The sequence below is a fragment of the Labedella gwakjiensis genome (assembly GCF_003014675.1).
Taxonomy (GTDB): Bacteria; Actinomycetota; Actinomycetes; order Actinomycetales; family Microbacteriaceae; genus Labedella; species Labedella gwakjiensis.
In genome coordinates this window covers 2,412,235-2,430,127 of sequence record NZ_PYAU01000001.1, presented here as the reverse complement: position 1 = coordinate 2,430,127, position 17,893 = coordinate 2,412,235, and the positions used below count along the sequence as shown (strand labels likewise).

16 protein-coding genes and 1 tRNA gene are annotated in these 17,893 nt (G+C 68.8%); 10 read left to right on the top strand and 7 right to left on the bottom strand.

Going from position 1 to position 17,893, the window contains the following annotated elements; genetic code table 11:
- Nucleotides 1-25: 25 nt before the first annotated feature.
- Nucleotides 26-1,066: a TadA family conjugal transfer-associated ATPase gene (locus CLV49_RS11465; RefSeq protein ID WP_106563664.1), complete on the bottom strand. Its 1,041-nt coding sequence runs from the start codon at nt 1,064-1,066 to the stop codon at nt 26-28.
- A 432-nt stretch (nt 1,067-1,498) separates the two neighbouring features.
- Here CLV49_RS11465 and acs point away from each other — a divergent pair, with 432 nt between their 5' ends.
- A complete protein-coding gene (gene acs, locus CLV49_RS11460; protein WP_106563663.1) occupies nt 1,499-3,457 on the top strand; it encodes an acetate--CoA ligase in 1,959 nt (652 codons plus the stop codon).
- A gap of 110 nt (nt 3,458-3,567) precedes the next feature.
- Here the strand turns inward: acs and CLV49_RS11455 are convergent, their stop codons facing one another.
- Nucleotides 3,568-4,038, bottom strand: a complete 471-nt coding sequence (locus tag CLV49_RS11455; protein ID WP_106563662.1) for a RidA family protein — start codon at nt 4,036-4,038, stop codon at nt 3,568-3,570.
- Nucleotides 4,038-4,196 carry a Sp36 family protein gene (gene sp36 / locus CLV49_RS18190; protein WP_127054301.1) on the bottom strand — a complete coding sequence of 53 codons (159 nt, stop codon included), beginning with the start codon at nt 4,194-4,196 and terminating at the stop codon, nt 4,038-4,040. The genes CLV49_RS11455 and sp36 overlap by 1 nt, the downstream gene beginning before the upstream one ends.
- 161 nt (nt 4,197-4,357) lie before the next feature.
- Here sp36 and CLV49_RS11450 point away from each other — a divergent pair, with 161 nt between their 5' ends.
- The 4 genes from CLV49_RS11450 to CLV49_RS11435 all read left to right on the top strand — a co-directional run bounded on the left by CLV49_RS11450 (nt 4,358) and on the right by CLV49_RS11435 (nt 9,028).
- Nucleotides 4,358-6,838, top strand: coding sequence for a transglycosylase domain-containing protein (locus tag CLV49_RS11450; protein ID WP_158261963.1), 2,481 nt, complete (start codon nt 4,358-4,360; stop codon nt 6,836-6,838).
- Entirely contained in the window at nt 6,835-7,809 is a 975-nt protein-coding gene (locus tag CLV49_RS11445; RefSeq protein ID WP_243696601.1) for a metallophosphoesterase, read from the top strand. Before CLV49_RS11450 ends, CLV49_RS11445 begins: the two co-directional genes overlap by 4 nt.
- A gap of 119 nt (nt 7,810-7,928) precedes the next feature.
- The gene (locus tag CLV49_RS11440; protein WP_106563660.1) at nt 7,929-8,477 is read left to right on the top strand and encodes a hypothetical protein; all 549 of its coding nucleotides are present in this window, start codon (nt 7,929-7,931) and stop codon (nt 8,475-8,477) included.
- An 11-nt stretch (nt 8,478-8,488) separates the two neighbouring features.
- Nucleotides 8,489-9,028 (top strand): hypothetical protein, encoded by a 540-nt coding sequence (locus CLV49_RS11435; protein WP_127054303.1) that lies wholly within the window; start codon nt 8,489-8,491, stop codon nt 9,026-9,028.
- A gap of 153 nt (nt 9,029-9,181) precedes the next feature.
- On the opposite strand, the gene CLV49_RS11430 is transcribed toward CLV49_RS11435, so the two are convergent.
- Nucleotides 9,182-9,258 (bottom strand) — tRNA-Pro (locus CLV49_RS11430).
- Nucleotides 9,259-9,326: 68 nt separating this feature from the next.
- On the opposite strand from CLV49_RS11430, the gene CLV49_RS11425 reads away from it, so the two are divergent.
- Both CLV49_RS11425 and CLV49_RS11420 read left to right on the top strand, forming a co-directional pair.
- The gene (locus CLV49_RS11425; RefSeq protein WP_158261962.1) at nt 9,327-9,773 is read left to right on the top strand and encodes a VanZ family protein; all 447 of its coding nucleotides are present in this window, start codon (nt 9,327-9,329) and stop codon (nt 9,771-9,773) included.
- A 104-nt stretch (nt 9,774-9,877) separates the two neighbouring features.
- A complete protein-coding gene (locus CLV49_RS11420) occupies nt 9,878-10,264 on the top strand; it encodes a VanZ family protein (RefSeq protein WP_146145360.1) in 387 nt (128 codons plus the stop codon).
- Between the two features lie 7 nt (nt 10,265-10,271).
- On the opposite strand, the gene CLV49_RS11415 is transcribed toward CLV49_RS11420, so the two are convergent.
- Genes CLV49_RS11415 through CLV49_RS11405 form a run of 3 tightly spaced genes read right to left on the bottom strand, consistent with a single transcriptional unit; the run spans nt 10,272 to nt 12,722 of the window.
- Nucleotides 10,272-10,892 (bottom strand): thymidine kinase, encoded by a 621-nt coding sequence (locus CLV49_RS11415; RefSeq protein ID WP_106563656.1) that lies wholly within the window; start codon nt 10,890-10,892, stop codon nt 10,272-10,274.
- Nucleotides 10,893-10,896: 4 nt separating this feature from the next.
- Entirely contained in the window at nt 10,897-12,375 is a 1,479-nt protein-coding gene (locus tag CLV49_RS11410; RefSeq protein ID WP_106563655.1) for a malate:quinone oxidoreductase, read from the bottom strand.
- Nucleotides 12,376-12,404: 29 nt separating this feature from the next.
- Nucleotides 12,405-12,722 carry a YveK family protein gene (locus CLV49_RS11405; RefSeq protein ID WP_106563654.1) on the bottom strand — a complete coding sequence of 106 codons (318 nt, stop codon included), beginning with the start codon at nt 12,720-12,722 and terminating at the stop codon, nt 12,405-12,407.
- 399 nt (nt 12,723-13,121) lie between these two features.
- Between CLV49_RS11405 and CLV49_RS11400 the strand changes: the two genes are divergently transcribed.
- The 3 genes from CLV49_RS11400 to CLV49_RS11390 all read left to right on the top strand — a co-directional run bounded on the left by CLV49_RS11400 (nt 13,122) and on the right by CLV49_RS11390 (nt 17,892).
- Entirely contained in the window at nt 13,122-15,764 is a 2,643-nt protein-coding gene (locus CLV49_RS11400) for a LuxR C-terminal-related transcriptional regulator (RefSeq protein ID WP_106563653.1), read from the top strand.
- 122 nt (nt 15,765-15,886) lie between these two features.
- Nucleotides 15,887-16,843, top strand: a complete 957-nt coding sequence (locus CLV49_RS11395; RefSeq protein ID WP_127054305.1) for a glycoside hydrolase family 6 protein — start codon at nt 15,887-15,889, stop codon at nt 16,841-16,843.
- Between the two features lie 134 nt (nt 16,844-16,977).
- Nucleotides 16,978-17,892 (top strand): response regulator transcription factor, encoded by a 915-nt coding sequence (locus CLV49_RS11390; RefSeq protein ID WP_106563651.1) that lies wholly within the window; start codon nt 16,978-16,980, stop codon nt 17,890-17,892.
- The last annotated feature ends 1 nt before the right edge of the window (nt 17,893 follow it).

Sequence of the window (17,893 nt, the reverse complement as noted above, 5' to 3'; positions counted from 1 at the left end):
TCCTCGTCGAGCGACGGTCTTCGCCTCACCACGACTCTCGCCTCACCACGAGTCGAGCGTCATCGGCGAGCGCGAGCCGACCCACCGCCGCGACCCGCCGCACACCACCCTCCCTCTCCACATGGAGGACGAGACCGATGCCGCTCACGGCCTGACGCGCGAGGGCCGCCGTACTCATACCTGCGAGCGCACCGAGGGCTTCGAGGCGGGCGGGGACGTCGTCGAGGGAGTTCGCATGGAGCGTGCCGGCACCGCCGTCGTGGCCCGTGTTGAGCGCCGCGAGCATCTCGCGAACCTCGGCGCCTCGGCACTCGCCGAGCACGAGCCGGTCTGGACGCATACGGAGCGACTCCCGCAACAGACGGTCGAGCCCGAGGTCGCCGGCTCCTTCGACGTTGGCCTGCCGCGTCTGCAGACCCACGACGTGCGGATGGTCGATGCGCAACTCGGCGACGTCTTCGATCGTGACGATCCGCTCGTCCGGTGCCGCCGCCCCGAGAAGCGCCGCGAGGAGCGTGGTCTTGCCGCTGCCGCCCGCGCCGGAGATCAGGAGGTTCGTCCGCGCGCCGACGGCGCGCACGAGCCGGTCGAGCTTCGCCGGATCGCGATCGAACATCCCGGCGGCCGCGAGCGTGTCGAGATCGAGGCGTCGATCCTGCGGTAGACGGATGGAGAGCAGGGCCCCTGACGGAGCCACGGGCGCGAGGACCGCGTGCACCCGAACACCGCCGTCGAGTCGCACGTCGATGCACGGCGTGGCCTCGTCGACGTGGCGCCCGCCGAGCGCGACGAGTCGCACGGCGAGATCTCGGGACTCCGCAGCCGTCAACGGGCCGATGTCCGCCCGCTCGAGCCCATCGCCCCGGTCGACCCACACCTGCTCCCCGCCGTTGACGAACACGTCCGTCACCTCCGGAGCAGCGACCAGGCGGGCCAGCGGGCCGAACTCCGCTGCGAGCGCGAGCCTCTCCACTGAGGGCCGCGCGGCGGACTGCGGTGGCGGCGGGGCGTCGAACGGGGCACCACGTGAGGCGAACGAGGGGACGGCGACGAAGCGATCGATCATGCGCGGACGCTACGTGAGCGCACATGCGCTTCGACGATGCGAGGGGAGATCTCGGGACAGTCGCGTCATCTGCCTTCCGTGGACGACGCACACCCGTCTGCTTCTGCCGCTCGCGGGCAAAAAAAGGGGCGGCACCCATTGGGGGGAATGGATGCCGCCACACACAACGCTGGATCGGGGGAATCACGCGCGTTGCACGCCAGAATTTGCATTCGGCCGAATCCAATCTTACGCCTCGTTTTGCCTTTTCACCAACGGTCAACGGGAATCGGTGGAATTGATATCGGAGCGTCCACATCCGGTTACGGATCCCCCATCTTTCGGCGGGTATCCGGGCATCTGAGCGAGCGCTAGGGTCGAAGAATCTTCCACGCCGCCGCGGCCAGCCGCCGCCCGGTGAACGAGTAGAGCACGCGAAGGAGCGAGCGATCCATGGAGTCACAGGTCGATCAGACGCAGCCCGACAAGCAGGTCTTCCCCCCGTCGCCGGAGTTCCGGGAGGCGGCCGTCGCCCGCCCCGAGCTCTATGAGGCGGCGGCCGAGGACCGCGAGGGTTTCTGGGCCGACCAGGCGCGGAACCTGCTGCACTGGCACAAGCCGTTCACCCAGACACTCGACTGGTCGGATCCCCCGTTCGCCCGCTGGTTCGACGACGGAGAGCTGAACGTCGCCTACAACTGCCTCGACCGGCACGTCGAGGAGGGGAACGGCGACCGCATCGCCCTCTACTGGGAGGGCGAGCCGGGCGACTCCCGCGCCATCACCTACGCGGAGCTCACGGCCGAGGTGAAGAAGGCGGCCAACGTCCTCGAGAGTCTCGGCGTGACCGCCGGCGATCGCGTCGCGATCTATCTCCCGATGATCCCCGAGGCCGTCGTCTCCATGCTCGCGGTGGCGCGCATCGGAGCGGCCCACTCCGTGGTCTTCGGCGGCTTCAGCGCCGACAGCCTGCGCGCGCGCATCGACGACGCCGGGGCCAAGCTCGTCATCACGGCCGACGGCGGCTGGCGGAAGGGCAAGGTGTCGCCCCTCAAGCCAGCGGTCGACGCATCCCTCGAGCCGCGTGGCGGCCTTCCGGCGCAGGACACGGTCACGAACGTCCTGGTCGTGCGGCGTGGTGAGAACGAGGTGGACTGGAACGACCGCGACGTCTGGTGGCACGAGGCCATGGCGGACGCATCGCCCGAGCACGAGGCCCGGGCGTTCCCCGCCGAGAACCCCCTCTTCATCCTCTACACCTCGGGCACGACAGGGAAGCCGAAGGGCATCCTGCACACGTCCGGCGGATACCTCACCCAGGTGGCCTTCACCCACCGGAACGTGTTCGACCTCCGGCCGGAGTCGGACGTCTACTGGTGCACCGCCGACGTCGGCTGGATCACGGGCCACAGCTACGTCACCTACGGTCCGCTCGCCAACGGCGCGACGCAGGTGCTGTACGAGGGCACCCCCGACGCGCCGCACGCCGGCCGCTGGTGGGAGATCGTGGAGAAGTACAAGGTCACGATCCTGTACACCGCACCTACGGCCATCCGCTCCTTCATGAAGCTCGGCCGTCAGATCCCCGAGGCGTTCGACCTCTCGAGCCTCCGCCTCCTCGGCTCGGTGGGCGAGCCGATCAACCCCGAGGCGTGGCTCTGGTACCGGCACGTCATCGGCGCCGACCGCACCCCCATCGTCGACACGTGGTGGCAGACCGAGACGGGCGCGATCATGATCTCCGCCCTGCCGGGAGTCACCGACGCGAAACCGGGAAGCGCGCAAGTGCCGATCCCGGGAATCACGATCGACGTCGTCGACGACGCTGGCACCCCCGTGGGGCACGGCGACGGACTCCTCGTGGTGTCCGAACCGTGGCCGTCGATGCTGCGGGGAATCTGGGGAGACCCCGACCGCTATCGCGAGACCTACTGGGAGAAGTTCGGCGACCGGTACTTCGCGGGCGACGGCGCGCGACTCGACGAGGACGGAGACGTGTGGCTCCTCGGACGCGTCGACGACGTCATGAACGTCTCAGGGCACCGGCTGTCGACAGCGGAGATCGAGTCGGCGCTCGTCGCCCACCATTTCACGGCCGAGGCCGCGGTGGTCGGCGCATCGGACGAGACGACGGGTCAGGCCGTGGTCGCGTTCGTCATCATCAAGCAGAGTCAGCTGGCGACGGCCGAGGCGACCGACATCGCGGCCGAGCTGCGGTCGCACGTGGCGAAGCAGATCGGCCCGATCGCCCGTCCGCGTGACATCTACGTGGTCGCCGAGCTTCCCAAGACCCGCTCGGGCAAGATCATGCGGCGCCTCCTGCGCGACCTCGCCGAGGGCCGCGAGATCGGTGACACCACGACCCTCGCCGACACGCAGGTGATGCGGATCATCGGCGACAAGGTGCGCTGACACCACCCACATACAGCTTTTGAGCGTGATCGCACCGGTATATCGGTGCAATCACGCTCAAAAGCTGTATGTGATGACGTGTCGATCGCGTGGTCGGACCGATCACGGGGTCAGGCGAACGCGAAGATCATCTCCACCTCGACGGGCGAGTCGAGCGGAAGCACCGCGACACCCACCGCCGAACGGGCGTGGATACCGGCGTCGCCGAAGACCTCGCCGAGGAACTCGCTCGCACCGTTGATCACGCCGGCCTGCGCCGTGAATGCCTGATCCGAGGCGACGAAGCCCGTGACCTTCACGACGGCCGTCACACGGTCGAGCGAGCCGATGACCGACTGCGCCGCCGCCAGGGCGTTGAGCGCGCACGTGCGGGCGTAGGTCTTCGCATCCTCGGGCGAGACGAGTCCGTCGCCCTCACCGACCTTGCCCGTCGCCGGCAGAGCCCCCGCCGTCATCGGCAGCTGTCCCGAGGTGTAGACGAGGTTGCCGCTCACGACCGCCGGGACGTAGGCGGCGAGTGGGGGGACGACATCGGGCAGGACCACGCCGAGCTCAGCGAGGCGATCCGTGACAGCGCCCATCAGGCGGCGCCGATCTCGCGCTTGAGGTAGGCGACGAGGCCGCCCTCCGGGCCGGTGACGATCTGCACGAGCTCCCACCCGTCGCTCCCCCAGTTGTTGAGGATGGCGGTGGTGTTGTGGATGAGAAGCGGCGTGGTGATGTACTCCCAGCGCGTCATGGAGGCTCCTTCGAAGTGGGGAAGATGAGGGATTCGTGAGGCGCGACACCCCCGTTCGCGTGCCGTTACCGCGCGCACGAGTGGGCGCGTGATAGGGCGCATTTCCAGAATCGTCGCTTACGATCGATCCTATGCCTCATCAAAAACGTACGGCTAGAGGTGTGTTCGGGGGCCTCCTCGGCTTCGTCGGCCTCAGCGTCGCTGCCGGTGTCCTCGTCACCGCCGCCGTCACTCCGGCCCTCGCCCTCTCCGGCATGGGAGCGAACAACACCATCAAGGTGTTCAACTCCCTCCCCGACTTCCTCGAGATCACGCCTCTCATGGAGAAGTCGACGATCTATGCGTACGACAGCGACGGCACCACGCCCGTCCAGCTGGCGCAGTTCTACGACCAGAACCGCCAGGAGGTGCAGTGGGACGACATCTCGCAGTACTTCAAGGACGCGGCCGTCGCCAAGGAGGACAACCGCTTCTACGAGCACGGCGGGGTCGATGTCATCGGCACCACGCGAGCCGTCGTGTCGAACGCGCTCGGCCAGAACGTGCAGGGTGGATCGTCGATCACCCAGCAGTACGTGAAGAACACCCTCATCCAGCGTTGCGTGAGCGACTCCGAGACGCTGGAGGAGGGCGAGGAGTGCGCCACGGCGTACACCACCTCGAACGGCTCCGAGGGCATGGCCCGCAAGCTCAAGGAGATGCGCTACGCGATCGGCCTCGAGAAGAAGTACTCGAAGGACGAGATCCTGCGCGGCTACCTCAACATCGCGCACTTCGGCGGCGTGACCTACGGCGTGGAGTCCGCGTCGCAGTACTACTTCGGTGTCTCCGCGAAAGACGCCAGCCTCGTGCAGGCCGCCACGATCGTCTCGATGGTGACCAACCCGAACTCGCTCCGCATCGACAAGCCGGACAGCGAGACGAACGGCGCGGCCAACGGCTACGAGAAGACTCTCAAGGCTCGCAACGTGACGCTGCAGGCGATGCTCGCCTACGGCAAGATCACGCAGGAGCAGTACGACGAGGCCTCGAAGGCTCCGGTCGAGCCGAACATCAAGCCGCTGCAGACCGGCTGCGAGACGGCCGGCGGCAGCGCGTACTTCTGCGACTACGTCATCAACGTGATCCGGAACAGCCCGGAGTTCGGTGAGAACCCCACCGACCGCCTCAATCTCCTCAAGCGCGGCGGCCTGGACATCTACACCACGCTCAACATGAAGGCGCAGCTCTCGAGTGAGCAGGCCATCCACAACACCGTGCCGAAGACGTCCACCGTCGGCGACATCGGCGCGGCCGCCACGACCATCGAGCCGGGCACCGGCCGTGTGCTCGCGATGGCGCAGTCGAAGGACTACAGCAATACGCAGACCGGTCCGAACTTCACCACGGTGAACTACAACACCACCTACGACTATGGCGGGTCTCGTGGGTTCCAGTCGGGATCCACCTACAAGCTCTTCACCCTCGTGGACTGGCTCATGAATGGGCACTCCGTCAACGAGGTCGTGCGCGGCACCATCCGTGACTACACCCTCACCGGTTCGTGTCCCGAGTCCGGCGGCACCTACAAGTTCCGTAACTCGGGCAATGCCCCGGGTTCGAACCTCAGCGTGATGTCGGCCACCGCGCGGTCCCTCAACACGGGCTTCGCCGCCATGGCCGAGCAGCTCGACCTCTGCGAGATCCGCGACGTCGCCAAGTCGCTCGGCATGAAGCGTGCAGACGGTGACGAGCTCGTCGCCTACCCCACGTCGATCATCGGTGTGAACGAGGTGGCGCCCATCGACGTCGCCGGCTCGTACGCCGCGATCGCAGCCCAGGGCAAGTACTGCACGCCCGTCGCGATCGACCGCATCGTCGGTCCCGACGGTGCCGAGATCCAGCCGCCGCAGAGCACCTGCACGCAGGCCATCCCAGAGAACGTCGCGAACACCGCGGCGTACGCTCTGAAGGGTGTCATGAACGGCGGTACGGGAGCGGCCGGAAATCCCTACGACGGCACCCAGCTCATCGGTAAGACAGGAACGACGGACAACCGTCTGCACACCTGGCTGGCCGGGGCATCGACCTCCGCTGCGGTCGCTCTCTGGGTGGGCAACGTCGAAGGCAAGGTCGACCTCGCGAACATCCGTATCGGCAATACCGCGGGCAACTCTGCTCGGTTCGGGATCTGGAAGCAGATCATGACGGGAATCGACGAGGCCCTCCCGGGTGGCGCGTTCCCCGCGCCTGACCCCAACCTCACCAAGGTCGTCACGCGTTCCGTTCCGAACGTGACGGGCATGTCCGTCGAGGAGGCCACGGCCACCATCGAGGACAAGGGCTTCTCCGTCACCGTGTCGCCCGACCCGGTGCCCTCGACGGAAGGTGCAGGCCTCGTGGCTCGCACCGACCCGGCCGGTGGCACCAACGTGAACGTCGGTACGGGGATCACGATCTACGTGAGTAGCGGCAACGGTGCGACCATCCCCGACGTCGTCGGCGAAACGCCACAGGAAGCCAAGCAACAGGTGGAGGGTGCCGGGTTCGCCACGAAGTTCGATAAGAACTGCGAGGGCGACGACAAACGGGTGACCACGCAGTCACCCGGAGGCAACACGGACGCCAACAAGGGCGACACCGTGACGATCGGTTGCGGGTGAGTTCGCGCCTCCCCCGCGGCATCGTGGCGCCCGGCATCGTGCTGGGCGCCACGGCGCTTGCGGGCGCACTCGCGTTCGCGTGGGGCTCCCTCGTCGAGCGGAAGATGTTCACCCTCCGTCGAGTGACCGTGCCGGTGCTCCCCGCAGGTGCCGAGCCGATCCGCGTGCTCCACGTCTCCGACCTGCACATGGCCCCCTGGCAGCGGGACAAGCAGTCGTGGGTGCGTTCGCTTGCGCAGCTGCGACCCGACCTCGTCGTCGACACGGGCGACAACCTCGGTCACGAAGAGGGCATCGACGGGATCGAGGCCGCGTTCGCGGGGTACGAGAACATCCCGGGCGTCTACGTCAACGGCTCGAACGACTACCACGGACCACTCCGCAAGAACTGGCTCCGGTACCTCATCCGTCATTCGGGCGGAGTGAAGGACACCCCCGCCGACCTCGACACGGCTCGGCTCGAGCGCTTCTTCCGCGACGGCCTCGGCTGGATCGGTCTCAACAACGCGGTCGGTTCCCTCACGATCAAGGGCACCCGCCTCGATTTCTTCGGCGTCGACGACCCCCACATCGGACGCGACCGTCTGGACCGGCTCACGGGCCTCATCGACTCCCAGCAGGATGAGGAGACCCTCGATGAGGACGCCACGGATGCTGAGCGCACCGTGACGGTCGGCGTCGCCCACGCGCCCTACCGCCGCGTGCTCGCGTCGTTCGTGACACACGGCGCCGACCTCATCCTGGCCGGTCACACCCACGGAGGCCAGGTGTGTGTTCCGTTCTTCGGAGCGCTCGTGACGAACTGCGACATCCCCCGCCGTCAGGTGAAGGGACTGAGCGTCTGGCGCCACGCCTACCGGAGCGCCCACCTGCACGTCTCAGCGGGCCTCGGCACATCGATCTACGCCCCCGTGCGGTTCGCCTGCCTCCCCGAGGCCACGCTCCTTACCCTCGTGCCCGCCGAGCGCTGACAACACCCCAAAAAGATGGCGATACAGCACGAAATTTCGGGCCGTATCGCCATCTTTTTGGGGTAGTGGGGCGGCGAGGTTGACGGGGGCGGAGAGTGACCTTCGTTGCATCACCGAGGGTGCGTCCTCGCCTCATCCTCCTGATCCTGTCCCATGTGCTCGCGTTGATCGTGTCCGTCGTGAGCATCCCGTTGATCGTCGTGGTGATGAACGTCGTCCATCCCCTCTATGAATCGATTCTCCGTGGCGACGAGTGGATGATGAACCGCCACGCTCTCGTGACCGCCGCCATCCTCGGGGGCACGGCGGCCGCACTCGCGATCAGTTCAGCACTCGTCGACCGGTCCGGCCGATCGATCGTGCCGACATGGGGCCCCGGGTGCGGATTGGCCCTCCTGGGGGTTGCCTCGATCCTTTCGCTGGTGATGACCTGGTGGAGTTGGGGGAGCGCGCCCGACTACACACCGCGACAGATCCTCGCAAGCGACGCGCTTGACGTGCTGCCGTGGATCACGATGGGCTCGTACGTCGGCGCGTTGAGCTTCGGACTCGTCGCTCGACGCTTCGCGGCACGATCCCGAAGCCTGCCTCTGTGGGGAGCCGCGCTCCTCGCCCCGGCCATCACCAGCGTCTCCATCGTGGTACTGATCGCGCAACGACTGCCGTAGACGGAATGAACATGCGGAAAGCACTCTGCGTCCTCGCGGTCCTCGTGATCTCCGCAGCCGGATTACCGCTCCTGGCGCGGCTCGACTCCCTCGTGTCGTGCCCGGGACTGAGCAATGACACCCTGACGGCTACGGCTTTCTCGACGGCGTTGGTCGCCGTGGGCGCGGTCCTTCTCGTCATGCTCTGGCGCACGAGATCGGGGAGTGCTCCCACCCCTCGCGACGAGTATGTCCTGATCGCCGTGATCGCCCTGATCGTCTCTGCCCTCACCGCCTTCTGGCCGATCGCGTCGGCCGCCGATGACTGGGCCTCTGTTCTCCGAGGGGTGGACGCCGGCCGATGCATCCCCCTCTCGATCTCGGGCCCCGTCCTCTGGATCCTCGCCATCGCGCCGGTCGGAGCCCCGGTCCTCGATGGGTTCGCCGGGGTGCTCGTGTGGCACCGGACCCGAGCGCAGTGGTTCCCCGCCTTCTCCATGGCGACGGCGGTCTTCTTCGCCGCGGTACTGCTCGGGTTCACCCTGATCGGCAGTCAGCTACCGAACTCCTGACGCCCGCTCGAACCGGTACCGTGACGATCCGCGAGTCCGGTGACCGTGGTCGAGGAACTCTCGGACGCGGCATCGAACCGGTGCGTTCGACAGGTCCTGGTACATCGGCAGGAACCAGAAAGGCCCGGATCCACGTGTGGATCCGGGCCCGGATGGTCGGGGTGACAGGATTTGAACCTGCGACCTCCTCGTCCCGAACGAGGCGCGCTACCAAGCTGCGCCACACCCCGATGGCCCGAAGGCCTCACCCAGGATACCCGACAATCGGGGCCTCCGAGACACAGCGATAATGGAGGGCATGTCGCGACGCCTCCCGAACATCCTGCTGGCCGTCACGACCCTCGCGATCCTCGCCCTCACACTGTGGCCGAACCCCGACGACGGTAACGGAACACCGCTCGCCCGCGCGATCGTCGACTGGCTGTACACGATCGGGATGCCCACGGCGATCACGTTCGAGGCCGTCGAATTCACCGCCAACATCGTGATGTTCGTGCCGTTCGGCCTGTTCCTCGCGCTGAGCCTCCCCCGCTGGATGTGGCCGTGGACGGTCGTGCTCGGACTCGCGTTCACCCTCCTCATCGAGTTCCTCCAGGCGGCGTTCCTGCCGGAACGCTTCCCGACCGTCTCCGACCTGGTCGCCAACACGGCCGGAGCCCTCATCGGCGGCGCCCTCAGCCTCCTCGGCGGACGCCGACGCCTCAAGGGCGGTCGCCCGCGGACGGCCCGCCCGGAGCCCGCGTGACGCCCGACCGTTCGGCGAGGCGCGAAGCACTCAGGGGCCCGGCCCCGGGGCCGGAACGATCACGGACGGCGCGGATCGTCGTCCGGGTCCTCGCGGCCGCCGTCATGGCTGCGGTCTTCACGATCGGCTACTGGCCGGTCCCGGTGGACCGGGGAGTGCACAGCCTCCTCCGGTCGATCCTCGAGCGGCTCGCCGCCGCGGGAGCACCCGCCTGGGTCGACTACGCCCACCTGGAGTTCGGCGCGAACATCGTGATGTTCGTCCCCGTCGGTGTGCTCATCGCGCTGCTCCTGCCCCGCTGGGAATGGTGGCTCGTGCCGATCATCGGGCTCGCGCTGTCGCTCGCCATCGAGTTCGGGCAGGCGATGCTCCTCCCCGAACGCTTCGCGACCCCGCTCGACGTGCTCGCGAACACCGCGGGAGCCACGATCGGCGCCCTCGTGGTCACGACGCTCCGACTGGCCCTGCGACGGCGCTCCAACCGTCGCTGAGTCCCGATCAGCGGGGTGAGGTGGCGCCGATGACGCCTCCGGACTCCTCCAGGTAGCAGACGCCGCACAGCGACTCGTAGGTGACCTCCTCGCCGTCGATGGCCACCTGGTCGCCGTCGAACACGAACCTGTCCCCCACCTTGCGGCCGTTGAACAGCGCCTTGCGACCGCAGCGGCAGATGGTCTTGAGCTCCTCGAGCGAGTGCGCGACCTCGAGGAGGCGACGGGACCCCGGGAACGCCTCCGTGAGGAAGTCGGTCCGGATCCCGTAGGCAAGCACGGGCACGCCCTCGAGGAGGGCGACGCGCAGGAGGCCGTCCACCTGGGCGCTCTCGAGGAACTGGGCCTCGTCGACGAGCAGGCAGCTCACGTCGACGCCGTCGCGCTCCACCGACTCGCGCCGGTGCCGCTGGAACTGCGCGAGGGTGTCCTCCCCCGGCTCGATCACGTAGTCGACCTCGCGGCTCACGCCGAGGCGCGACTCGATCGAGCGGTTGCCCTTCGTGTCCACGGCGGGCTTTGCGAGGAGCACCCGCTGCCCGCGCTCCTCGTAGTTGTACGCCGCCTGCAGGAGCGCCGTGCTCTTGCCGGAGTTCATCGCCCCGTAGCGGAAGTAGAGCTTGGGCATCGACTCAGCGCGCGATGCCGAGGACGCCCGCCGTGCGGGTGAGGACCTCGTCGGCGAGCTCCGGCTTGTCGTTGAGCGTCGTGCCGTAGCTGGGGATCATCTTCCGCAGCTCGGGCTCCCAGTCGTCGACCTTGCGCGGGAAGCACGTCTTCAGGACGTCGAGCATGATCGGAACAGCGGTAGAGGCACCCGGCGACGCGCCGAGGAGGCCGGCGATGGTGCCGTCGCCCGCCGCGATGACCTCGGTGCCGAACTGCAGCACTCCGCCCTTCTTCGCGTCCTTCTTCATGACCTGCGCGCGCTGGCCGGCCGTGATCATGTGCCAGTCGGAACCGTCGGCCGTGGGCATGAACGCACGCAGCGCGGCGATCTTCTTGCTGCGCGAGGCGAGCAGCTCGCCCACGAGGTACTTGATGAGTCCCGGGTTGTCGCGTGCGACGGCGAGCATCGGGAACAGGTTCTTCGGGCGCACCTGGGTGACGATGTCGAGGAACGAGCCGTTCTTCAGGAACTTGGGGCTGAACCCGGCGTACGGGCCGAAGAGCAGGCTCGGCTTGCCGTCGACCACGCGCGTGTCGAGGTGGGGCACCGACATGGGCGGCGCACCGACGGCGGCCTGGCTGTACACCTTGGCCTGGTGCTTCGCGACGACCTTGGGATCGTCTGTGCGCAGGAACTGTCCGGAGATCGGGAAGACGCCGTAGCCGTCGATCTCGGGGATGCCCGCCTTCTGGAGCAGCTTGAGGGCCCAGCCGCCGGCGCCCACGAACACGAACCGCGCGTCGAGGTGGCCGGGAGCGTGACCGACCACGCGACGGTAGCCGACGCGCCAGGTGCCGTCCTTCAGCTTCTTGAGGCTCTTCACCTCGTGATTCAGGCGCAGCTTCGCGCCCGACTCGATCGCCCCGGCGAACAACTGCCGGGTGAGGGAGCCGAAGTCGACGTCCGTGCCCGCCTCGATGCGGGTGGCCGCGAAGGGAACTCCCTGACGACGACCCTCCATGAGGAGCGGAGCCCACTTCGCGATGCGCCGGCTGTCGTCCGAGAACTCGATGCCACCGAAGAGCGGCTGGTCCTTGAGCGCCTCGTAGCGGTTCTTGAGGTACCGCACGTCGTGCTCGCCCGTGACGAAGGTCATGTGCGGAACGGTGTTGATGAAGCTCGACGGGTCGGAGAGGGCACCCGTCTCCACGAGGTGGCTCCAGAACTGACGGCTCTGCTGGAACTGCTCGTTGATGCCGACGGCCTTCGCCGGGTCGACGGTGCCGTCCTTGCCCTCGGGCATGTAGTTGAGCTCGCACAGGGCCGCATGGCCCGTTCCCGCGTTGTTCCACGGGTTCGAGCTCTCCTGGGCGACGTCGCCCAGGCGCTCGAAGATCTCGATGGTCCAGTCGGGCTCGAGCTGGGAGATGAGGGATGCGAGCGTCGCGCTCATGATGCCGCCACCGATGAGGACGACATCCACCGGTTCGGGTGACGTCATGACCTCTAGTTTACGGGGCGGGCGACGATTCACGCGCCGGCGAGGGCCGCGGACACATCGTCGGCGACGGCCTCCGACCCCGCCAGTCGGACGTAGGTCTGCGCCTTCGACTTCGCGAGGTTGTCGGCGGCGAGGGCGAGACCGGCGTCGCTCCCGCTCACGGCCTGAACCACCCCTGACGCCGCCGATTCGTATACGCGGGGCTGGGTCATCGACCAGAGTGCCGCGGCACTCGTCGCGACGAGGACGACGATCGTCGCCCCGGCCCAGTAGACGCGGAGGATGCGGAGGAACTCGCGCAGCTCGAGCGGCCGAGACCGCTCGCCGTCCCGATCGTCGTCAGACATGGAGGTCCCTTCGTCGCGTCGGACAACCGTCATCCTCGCTCCGGGTGAACGGACGGTGCGGCTCGCCGACGGCCGGCCGGGCCTCCCGGGCGGTTCCTTCATCCGCCCGCTCACCCGGGAGTCCGGCGGTTGTCACGCGGGCTCCGAATATCGACCTCGGGAGGAACGACCGCGGACTCCGCGCCCCCTCCGCCGCGCGGAACCGCTGATCGGGCCGTCCGTCCGACCCCCGCGACGACGGACCGCGTCCAGGTTCATGCACCCGGATGATCCCCCGAAGTGGGTGGGTGACGGGAGGGGTGATCCTCGTCACGGGCGGCGGTGATCCCGCTTGACTGGAGCCTCCCCGCACCCCCGGACCCCCTCAGCGGATCATCAGACATCGAGGAGCCCCTCCCCGTGAACCTCCCCCACACCACAGGCTCGACCGACGCCGGCGACAGCATCGCGCGGACGGCGGCCTCCGTTCGGCATCCCCAACGACTCAGCCGCTTCTCACTGACCCGTGAGCGCGTGATCGAGGCCGTCGAGCGGGAACTCGTCAACCAGCTCGTCATCGTGCGCGCCCCGCGCGGAGCAGGCAAGTCGGAGGCGCTCGCCCACGTCATGGCGGCGGTCAGGCAACGAGGCGGTCGGGCCGTCGCCTGGGCGTCGGGCAGGGACACGACCCCTGACGTCCTCTGGAGGAGCGTCCTCGACGGAGTCGCCGCGGCAGCGACCGCCGCATCGGGCTCCCGGGCGGACGAGCCCGTGCTCGCCCGGATCGCCCGTGCCATCGGCGATTCACCAGCCCTGATCGTCATCGACGACCTCAGCGCGACGACCGCCGATGCGATCGCGGACGACCTCCTCTCCCTCCTCGACGCCTGCCCGGGACTCTGCGGCGTGGCCGCAGGGCGGGAGCGCACCCGGCTCGAGACACCACGCGTCTCCGTGCGCTGCGACACCGCGGTCATCGACCCGGCCACGCTCCTCTTCACCACGTCGGAGGTGGCCGACCTCCTCGCCATCGGCGGCATCACGGCGACCCCCGAGGTGACCGACCTCGTGCGACGGACGCTCGGGTCGTGGGCGGCGACGGTCCGGCTCGCGACCGCACACCTCCGTTTCCGCGGAGAGTCAACCGTCGTCGAGCCCGCCGTCCAAGCGCTCGCGTTCACCGTGCTCGAGGAGAACGCCGCCGAGGCCACGAGCGGCCTCGAGCCGGACGTCGCGCGATTCGCCCGCGAGGCGGCGCTCGCGCCGCATCTCACCGCGGAGATGCTGGCGGACGCGGCGTTCTCGACCTCCGACCTCCCGCCGGCCGAGCTCATCTCGCGTCTGGAGCGGGCCGGCATCGGAGGGTGGGTCGCGGTCGGAGGCGAGGAGCGTTTCGCGCTCACCCCGGTGCTGCGCGCACCGCTCCTGGCACTCGCGGAGGCCTCGGACCCGTCCGTGGCCCTCCGCATCCGGCGCGCGACGGCCGAGCACCTCGGGCGGAGCGGCGATCCCCTCATGGCCGCCGAACTCGCGGCCGACGCCGGAGACTGGCCCCTCGTCGTCTCCCTCCTGGAGAGCCGCTTCGCCGAGTGCTGGCGATCGGACCCCGCACGACTCGAGCACGTGAGCGCCCGGATCCCCGTCTCCCTCGTCGACGAGTCCGGCTCGCTGGGCGTCTCGATGCTGTCGATCGCGAGCGACCGCTCGTTCACTCCGCTGACGCTCGCGAACCTCGCACGACTCCTCGTGGCCACCCGCTCCGCCCGCCCGACCCACGACGGCGACGCGACCGTCCTGGCGCTCGAGTCCCGGCGGCTCCTGCTTCGCCGGCGCACGGGCGAGTACGGAGCGGCGGCGAGCACGGCCGACCGTCTCGCGGAGATCGTCGATCAGCACGCGGCCCGCGATCGCTCCCCCTCGGATCGACGGGCGGAGGCCCTCCTGCAGATCGGCTTGAGCTACCTGCACGCTGGCCGCCCGAAGGAAGGGCGCTGGCGCCTCACCGAGGCCGCGCGTTCCGCCGAGAGCGCTCACCTCCGCGTCGCGGCCGTCGGCGCGCTCGCCCTGAACGACGCGCTCCTCGGCAACATCCACGATGCCTCGACGTGGCTCGAATCGATCGCGGGCGAGGAGGACACCTCCTGGTCGTCGTCGCCGTGGGGTGTCGCCGCACAGCTCGCAGCCGCGGCCGTGGCGTTCGAGGGCGGACGCTCCGGTGACGCCACGGGCATCCTGGATCGAGTCGAGCAGGATCACCCCTCCTCGGAGTTCTGGCCGGTGCTCGCCGCGCTGCGTGCCACCCAGCACCTCCTCGACGGCGACGCGTTCACCGGGATGAACGCGGTCAGGAGCATCGACGAGCTCAACTCGGCGACGCCTGCGTCTCGGCCCGTCGAGGATCACCTCGCCGCAGCCCGGTCCGATCTGCTCGTGGCGCTTCGTCAGTCGAGGCGTGCGGTGGCCCTGCTGCGCTCGCCGTCCGGCGTGCACGATGCGACGGCCGGTGCCCTCGCCCGCGCGCTCCTCTTCTCCGGACAGGACCAGCACGCGTACCTCGTGGCGCAGCAGTGGAGCGCGCGCGAGCAGACGTCGCCGCGCACCACGATGCAGTCCCTCCTCGTCCGCGCCACGACGGATCTGCGGATGGGACGGACCGAAGGCGCTCGCGACGCCGTCGCCCGGGCCCTCGCTCTCACGACGTCGACGGGGACGACCCTCCCGTGGTCGACGATTCCCGCCGAGGACGCCGAGCAGGTCGTCGCCCTCGTGCCGTCGTGGGCGCGCGCCACCGTCACGGCCCTCCCTCTGCAGTTCCGTGAGAACCTCACCATCCCGGTCCTCTCCACGCGCGAGCAGGTCGTGCTCGCGAAGCTGCAGTCTGGCGCGCCCATCGCGCAGATCGCCCGTTCCCTCGTCGTCTCGCCCAACACGGTGAAAACGCAGGTCCGCAGCGTGTACCGGAAGCTGGGCGTCTCGACGAGACGCGAGGCGATTCGAGCGGCCCACGAATGGGGCATCCTCCGCGGGGACTCCCCCGGCCAGGTCGCTCTGACGGGAAGCTGACGGACCGCCGGATCCCCACGACGGACACGACATCTGAGCAGGGGGCAGTCGGCGGCGCGTGCGAGCAATACACTGTCCACAGGCGGGCCGATGCGGCCGGAGCAGCCGAAGGGTGAGGATCGTTGAGTGCAGTCCGACGTCGAGCGGCACTCGTCATGGCGAGCGTCTTCATCCCGGTCGTCGTCGTGGCCGCGGGCTTCGTCTTCCTCGTGAACGCGCAAGCGAGTGGTCCGTTCGAATCGCAGCGGATCTACGTGAACCCCGACAGCCAGGCGGCCGAGGCCGTCGCGAGCGGCTCGGCTGACGCCGTGGTCGAGAGGGTCGCCAACACGCCGACGGCGATCTGGCTCACACCGGAGGAGTACGGCATCGGCGACGTCGGGGGCTACGTCCGCTCGGTCGTCACCGACGCCGCGACGACCGACTCGACGCCCGTCTTCGTGGTCTACGGCATCCCCAACCGGGACTGCGGCAACTTCTCGGCCGGGGGGCTGTCCGCCTCGGACTACCCCGACTGGGTCGAGGAGATCGCCTCGAACCTCGGGGAGGGGCAGAGCGTCGTGCTCGTCGAACCCGACGCCCTGTCGCTCGCCCACGAGTGCCCGGACGAGGACGTGCAGGTCGACGCCGTCGCGGGTGCAGTCGCCACCCTCTCCGTGACCGAATCCTGGATCTACGTCGACGGCGGACACTCCAACTGGCGGAGCCCTGAGGACATGGCGGCCCTCCTCGAGCGTGTCGGTGTCGACAGCATCCGTGGTTTCTCCACCAATGTGTCGAACTTCAACCCGACGGACGACGAGCGCGCGTACGCGGAGACGCTCAGCGGTCTCGTCGGCGGGGCGCACTACGTGATCGACACCTCCCGCAACGGCGCCGGATCGGACGGCGAATGGTGCAATCCATCCGGTCGCGCCCTCGGAGCCACGCCGCTCACCGTTTCGGTCAGCGGCGCCATGGACGGGAACCTCTGGATCAAGGCGCCAGGGGAGAGCGACGGAACCTGCAACGGCGGGCCGCCGGCCGGCGAATGGTGGCCGTCCGCGATCGACGAGATGGCCCGCAACGCCGGGTGGTAGCCGGTGTCGAGCCGCGCTCGCGACCGCATCGCGGACCGGTCGAACGCGACCCGGACGGTGTCCGCCGACACTTTTGGCGGCGAGTACCCGGAAGGGGGGCGCCACACGGTCGGTGAGTTGCTACGATCGGCCCGATGGATCACTCTGGCGAACGGCGCCTGGCCGTAATCATCGAGGACGACCCGGACATCCGGGGCCTCCTCGAGACCGTGCTCTCCCAAGCGGGTTTCGAGACGGTCTCGGCCGACAACGGGATCGACGGCGTGGCCGCCGTCCGGCAGTTCGACCCCGTCGTCACGACCCTCGACGTGAGCCTGCCCGGCATCGACGGGTTCGAGGCCGCGAAGCGGATCCGAGCCTTCAGCAACACGTACATCGTCATGCTCACGGCGCGAGACGAGGAGATCGACGCGCTCCAGGGCCTCGAGTCCGGAGCGGACGACTACGTCACCAAGCCGTTCAGGCCGCGGGAACTGCGCGCACGCATCGAAGCGATGCTCCGGCGTCCGCGCAACGTCCCCTCGGAGTCGCCGGCGACATCGGCACCGACAGCGGGCGCCCCCGCAGCCACGCCCGTCTGGACGGCGGCGGACAGCGCTCCGGCCGCACACGCTCCAGCGGCGCAGCCGGCGCCGGCACCGGCACCGGCACCCTCGGCGCCTCCGGTCTCTCCCCCGGCCCACCTGCCGGCGGCCGATCGACCCGCCCCGGTACCCGAGGAGGGGTGGATCGAGCACAACGGCCTCCGGGTCAACGCCGAGATGCGCATAGCCGAGGTCGACGGCGTCGAGCTCGAGTTGACCAGGAGCGAATTCGACCTCGTCGCGGCCCTCATGGACTCCCGCCGCCGCGTCCGGTCGAAGGCAGACCTCGCACTACGACTCCGCGGGGAGGACTATGTGACCACCTACTACGTGAACGACGCCGACAAGCGCGCCGTCGAGGTGCACATGGCGAACCTCCGCCGCAAACTCGGCGACAACATCGCGGCGCCCCGCTTCATCGAGACGGTGCGCGGCGTCGGCTACAGGCTCGCCGCCCTCAACTGAC

Coding starts and splice junctions, on each gene's coding strand:
- CLV49_RS11465 (WP_106563664.1), bottom strand. CDS start 1,066: ATGATCGATCGCTTCGTCGCCGTCCCCTCGTTCGCCTCACGTGGTGCC.
- acs (WP_106563663.1), top strand. CDS start 1,499: ATGGAGTCACAGGTCGATCAGACGCAGCCCGACAAGCAGGTCTTCCCC.
- CLV49_RS11455 (WP_106563662.1), bottom strand. CDS start 4,038: ATGGGCGCTGTCACGGATCGCCTCGCTGAGCTCGGCGTGGTCCTGCCC.
- sp36 (WP_127054301.1), bottom strand. CDS start 4,196: ATGACGCGCTGGGAGTACATCACCACGCCGCTTCTCATCCACAACACC.
- CLV49_RS11435 (WP_127054303.1), top strand. CDS start 8,489: ATGCGGAAAGCACTCTGCGTCCTCGCGGTCCTCGTGATCTCCGCAGCC.
- CLV49_RS11425 (WP_158261962.1), top strand. CDS start 9,327: ATGTCGCGACGCCTCCCGAACATCCTGCTGGCCGTCACGACCCTCGCG.
- CLV49_RS11420 (WP_146145360.1), top strand. CDS start 9,878: ATGGCTGCGGTCTTCACGATCGGCTACTGGCCGGTCCCGGTGGACCGG.
- CLV49_RS11415 (WP_106563656.1), bottom strand. CDS start 10,892: ATGCCCAAGCTCTACTTCCGCTACGGGGCGATGAACTCCGGCAAGAGC.
- CLV49_RS11410 (WP_106563655.1), bottom strand. CDS start 12,375: ATGACGTCACCCGAACCGGTGGATGTCGTCCTCATCGGTGGCGGCATC.
- CLV49_RS11405 (WP_106563654.1), bottom strand. CDS start 12,722: ATGTCTGACGACGATCGGGACGGCGAGCGGTCTCGGCCGCTCGAGCTG.
- CLV49_RS11390 (WP_106563651.1), top strand. CDS start 16,978: ATGGATCACTCTGGCGAACGGCGCCTGGCCGTAATCATCGAGGACGAC.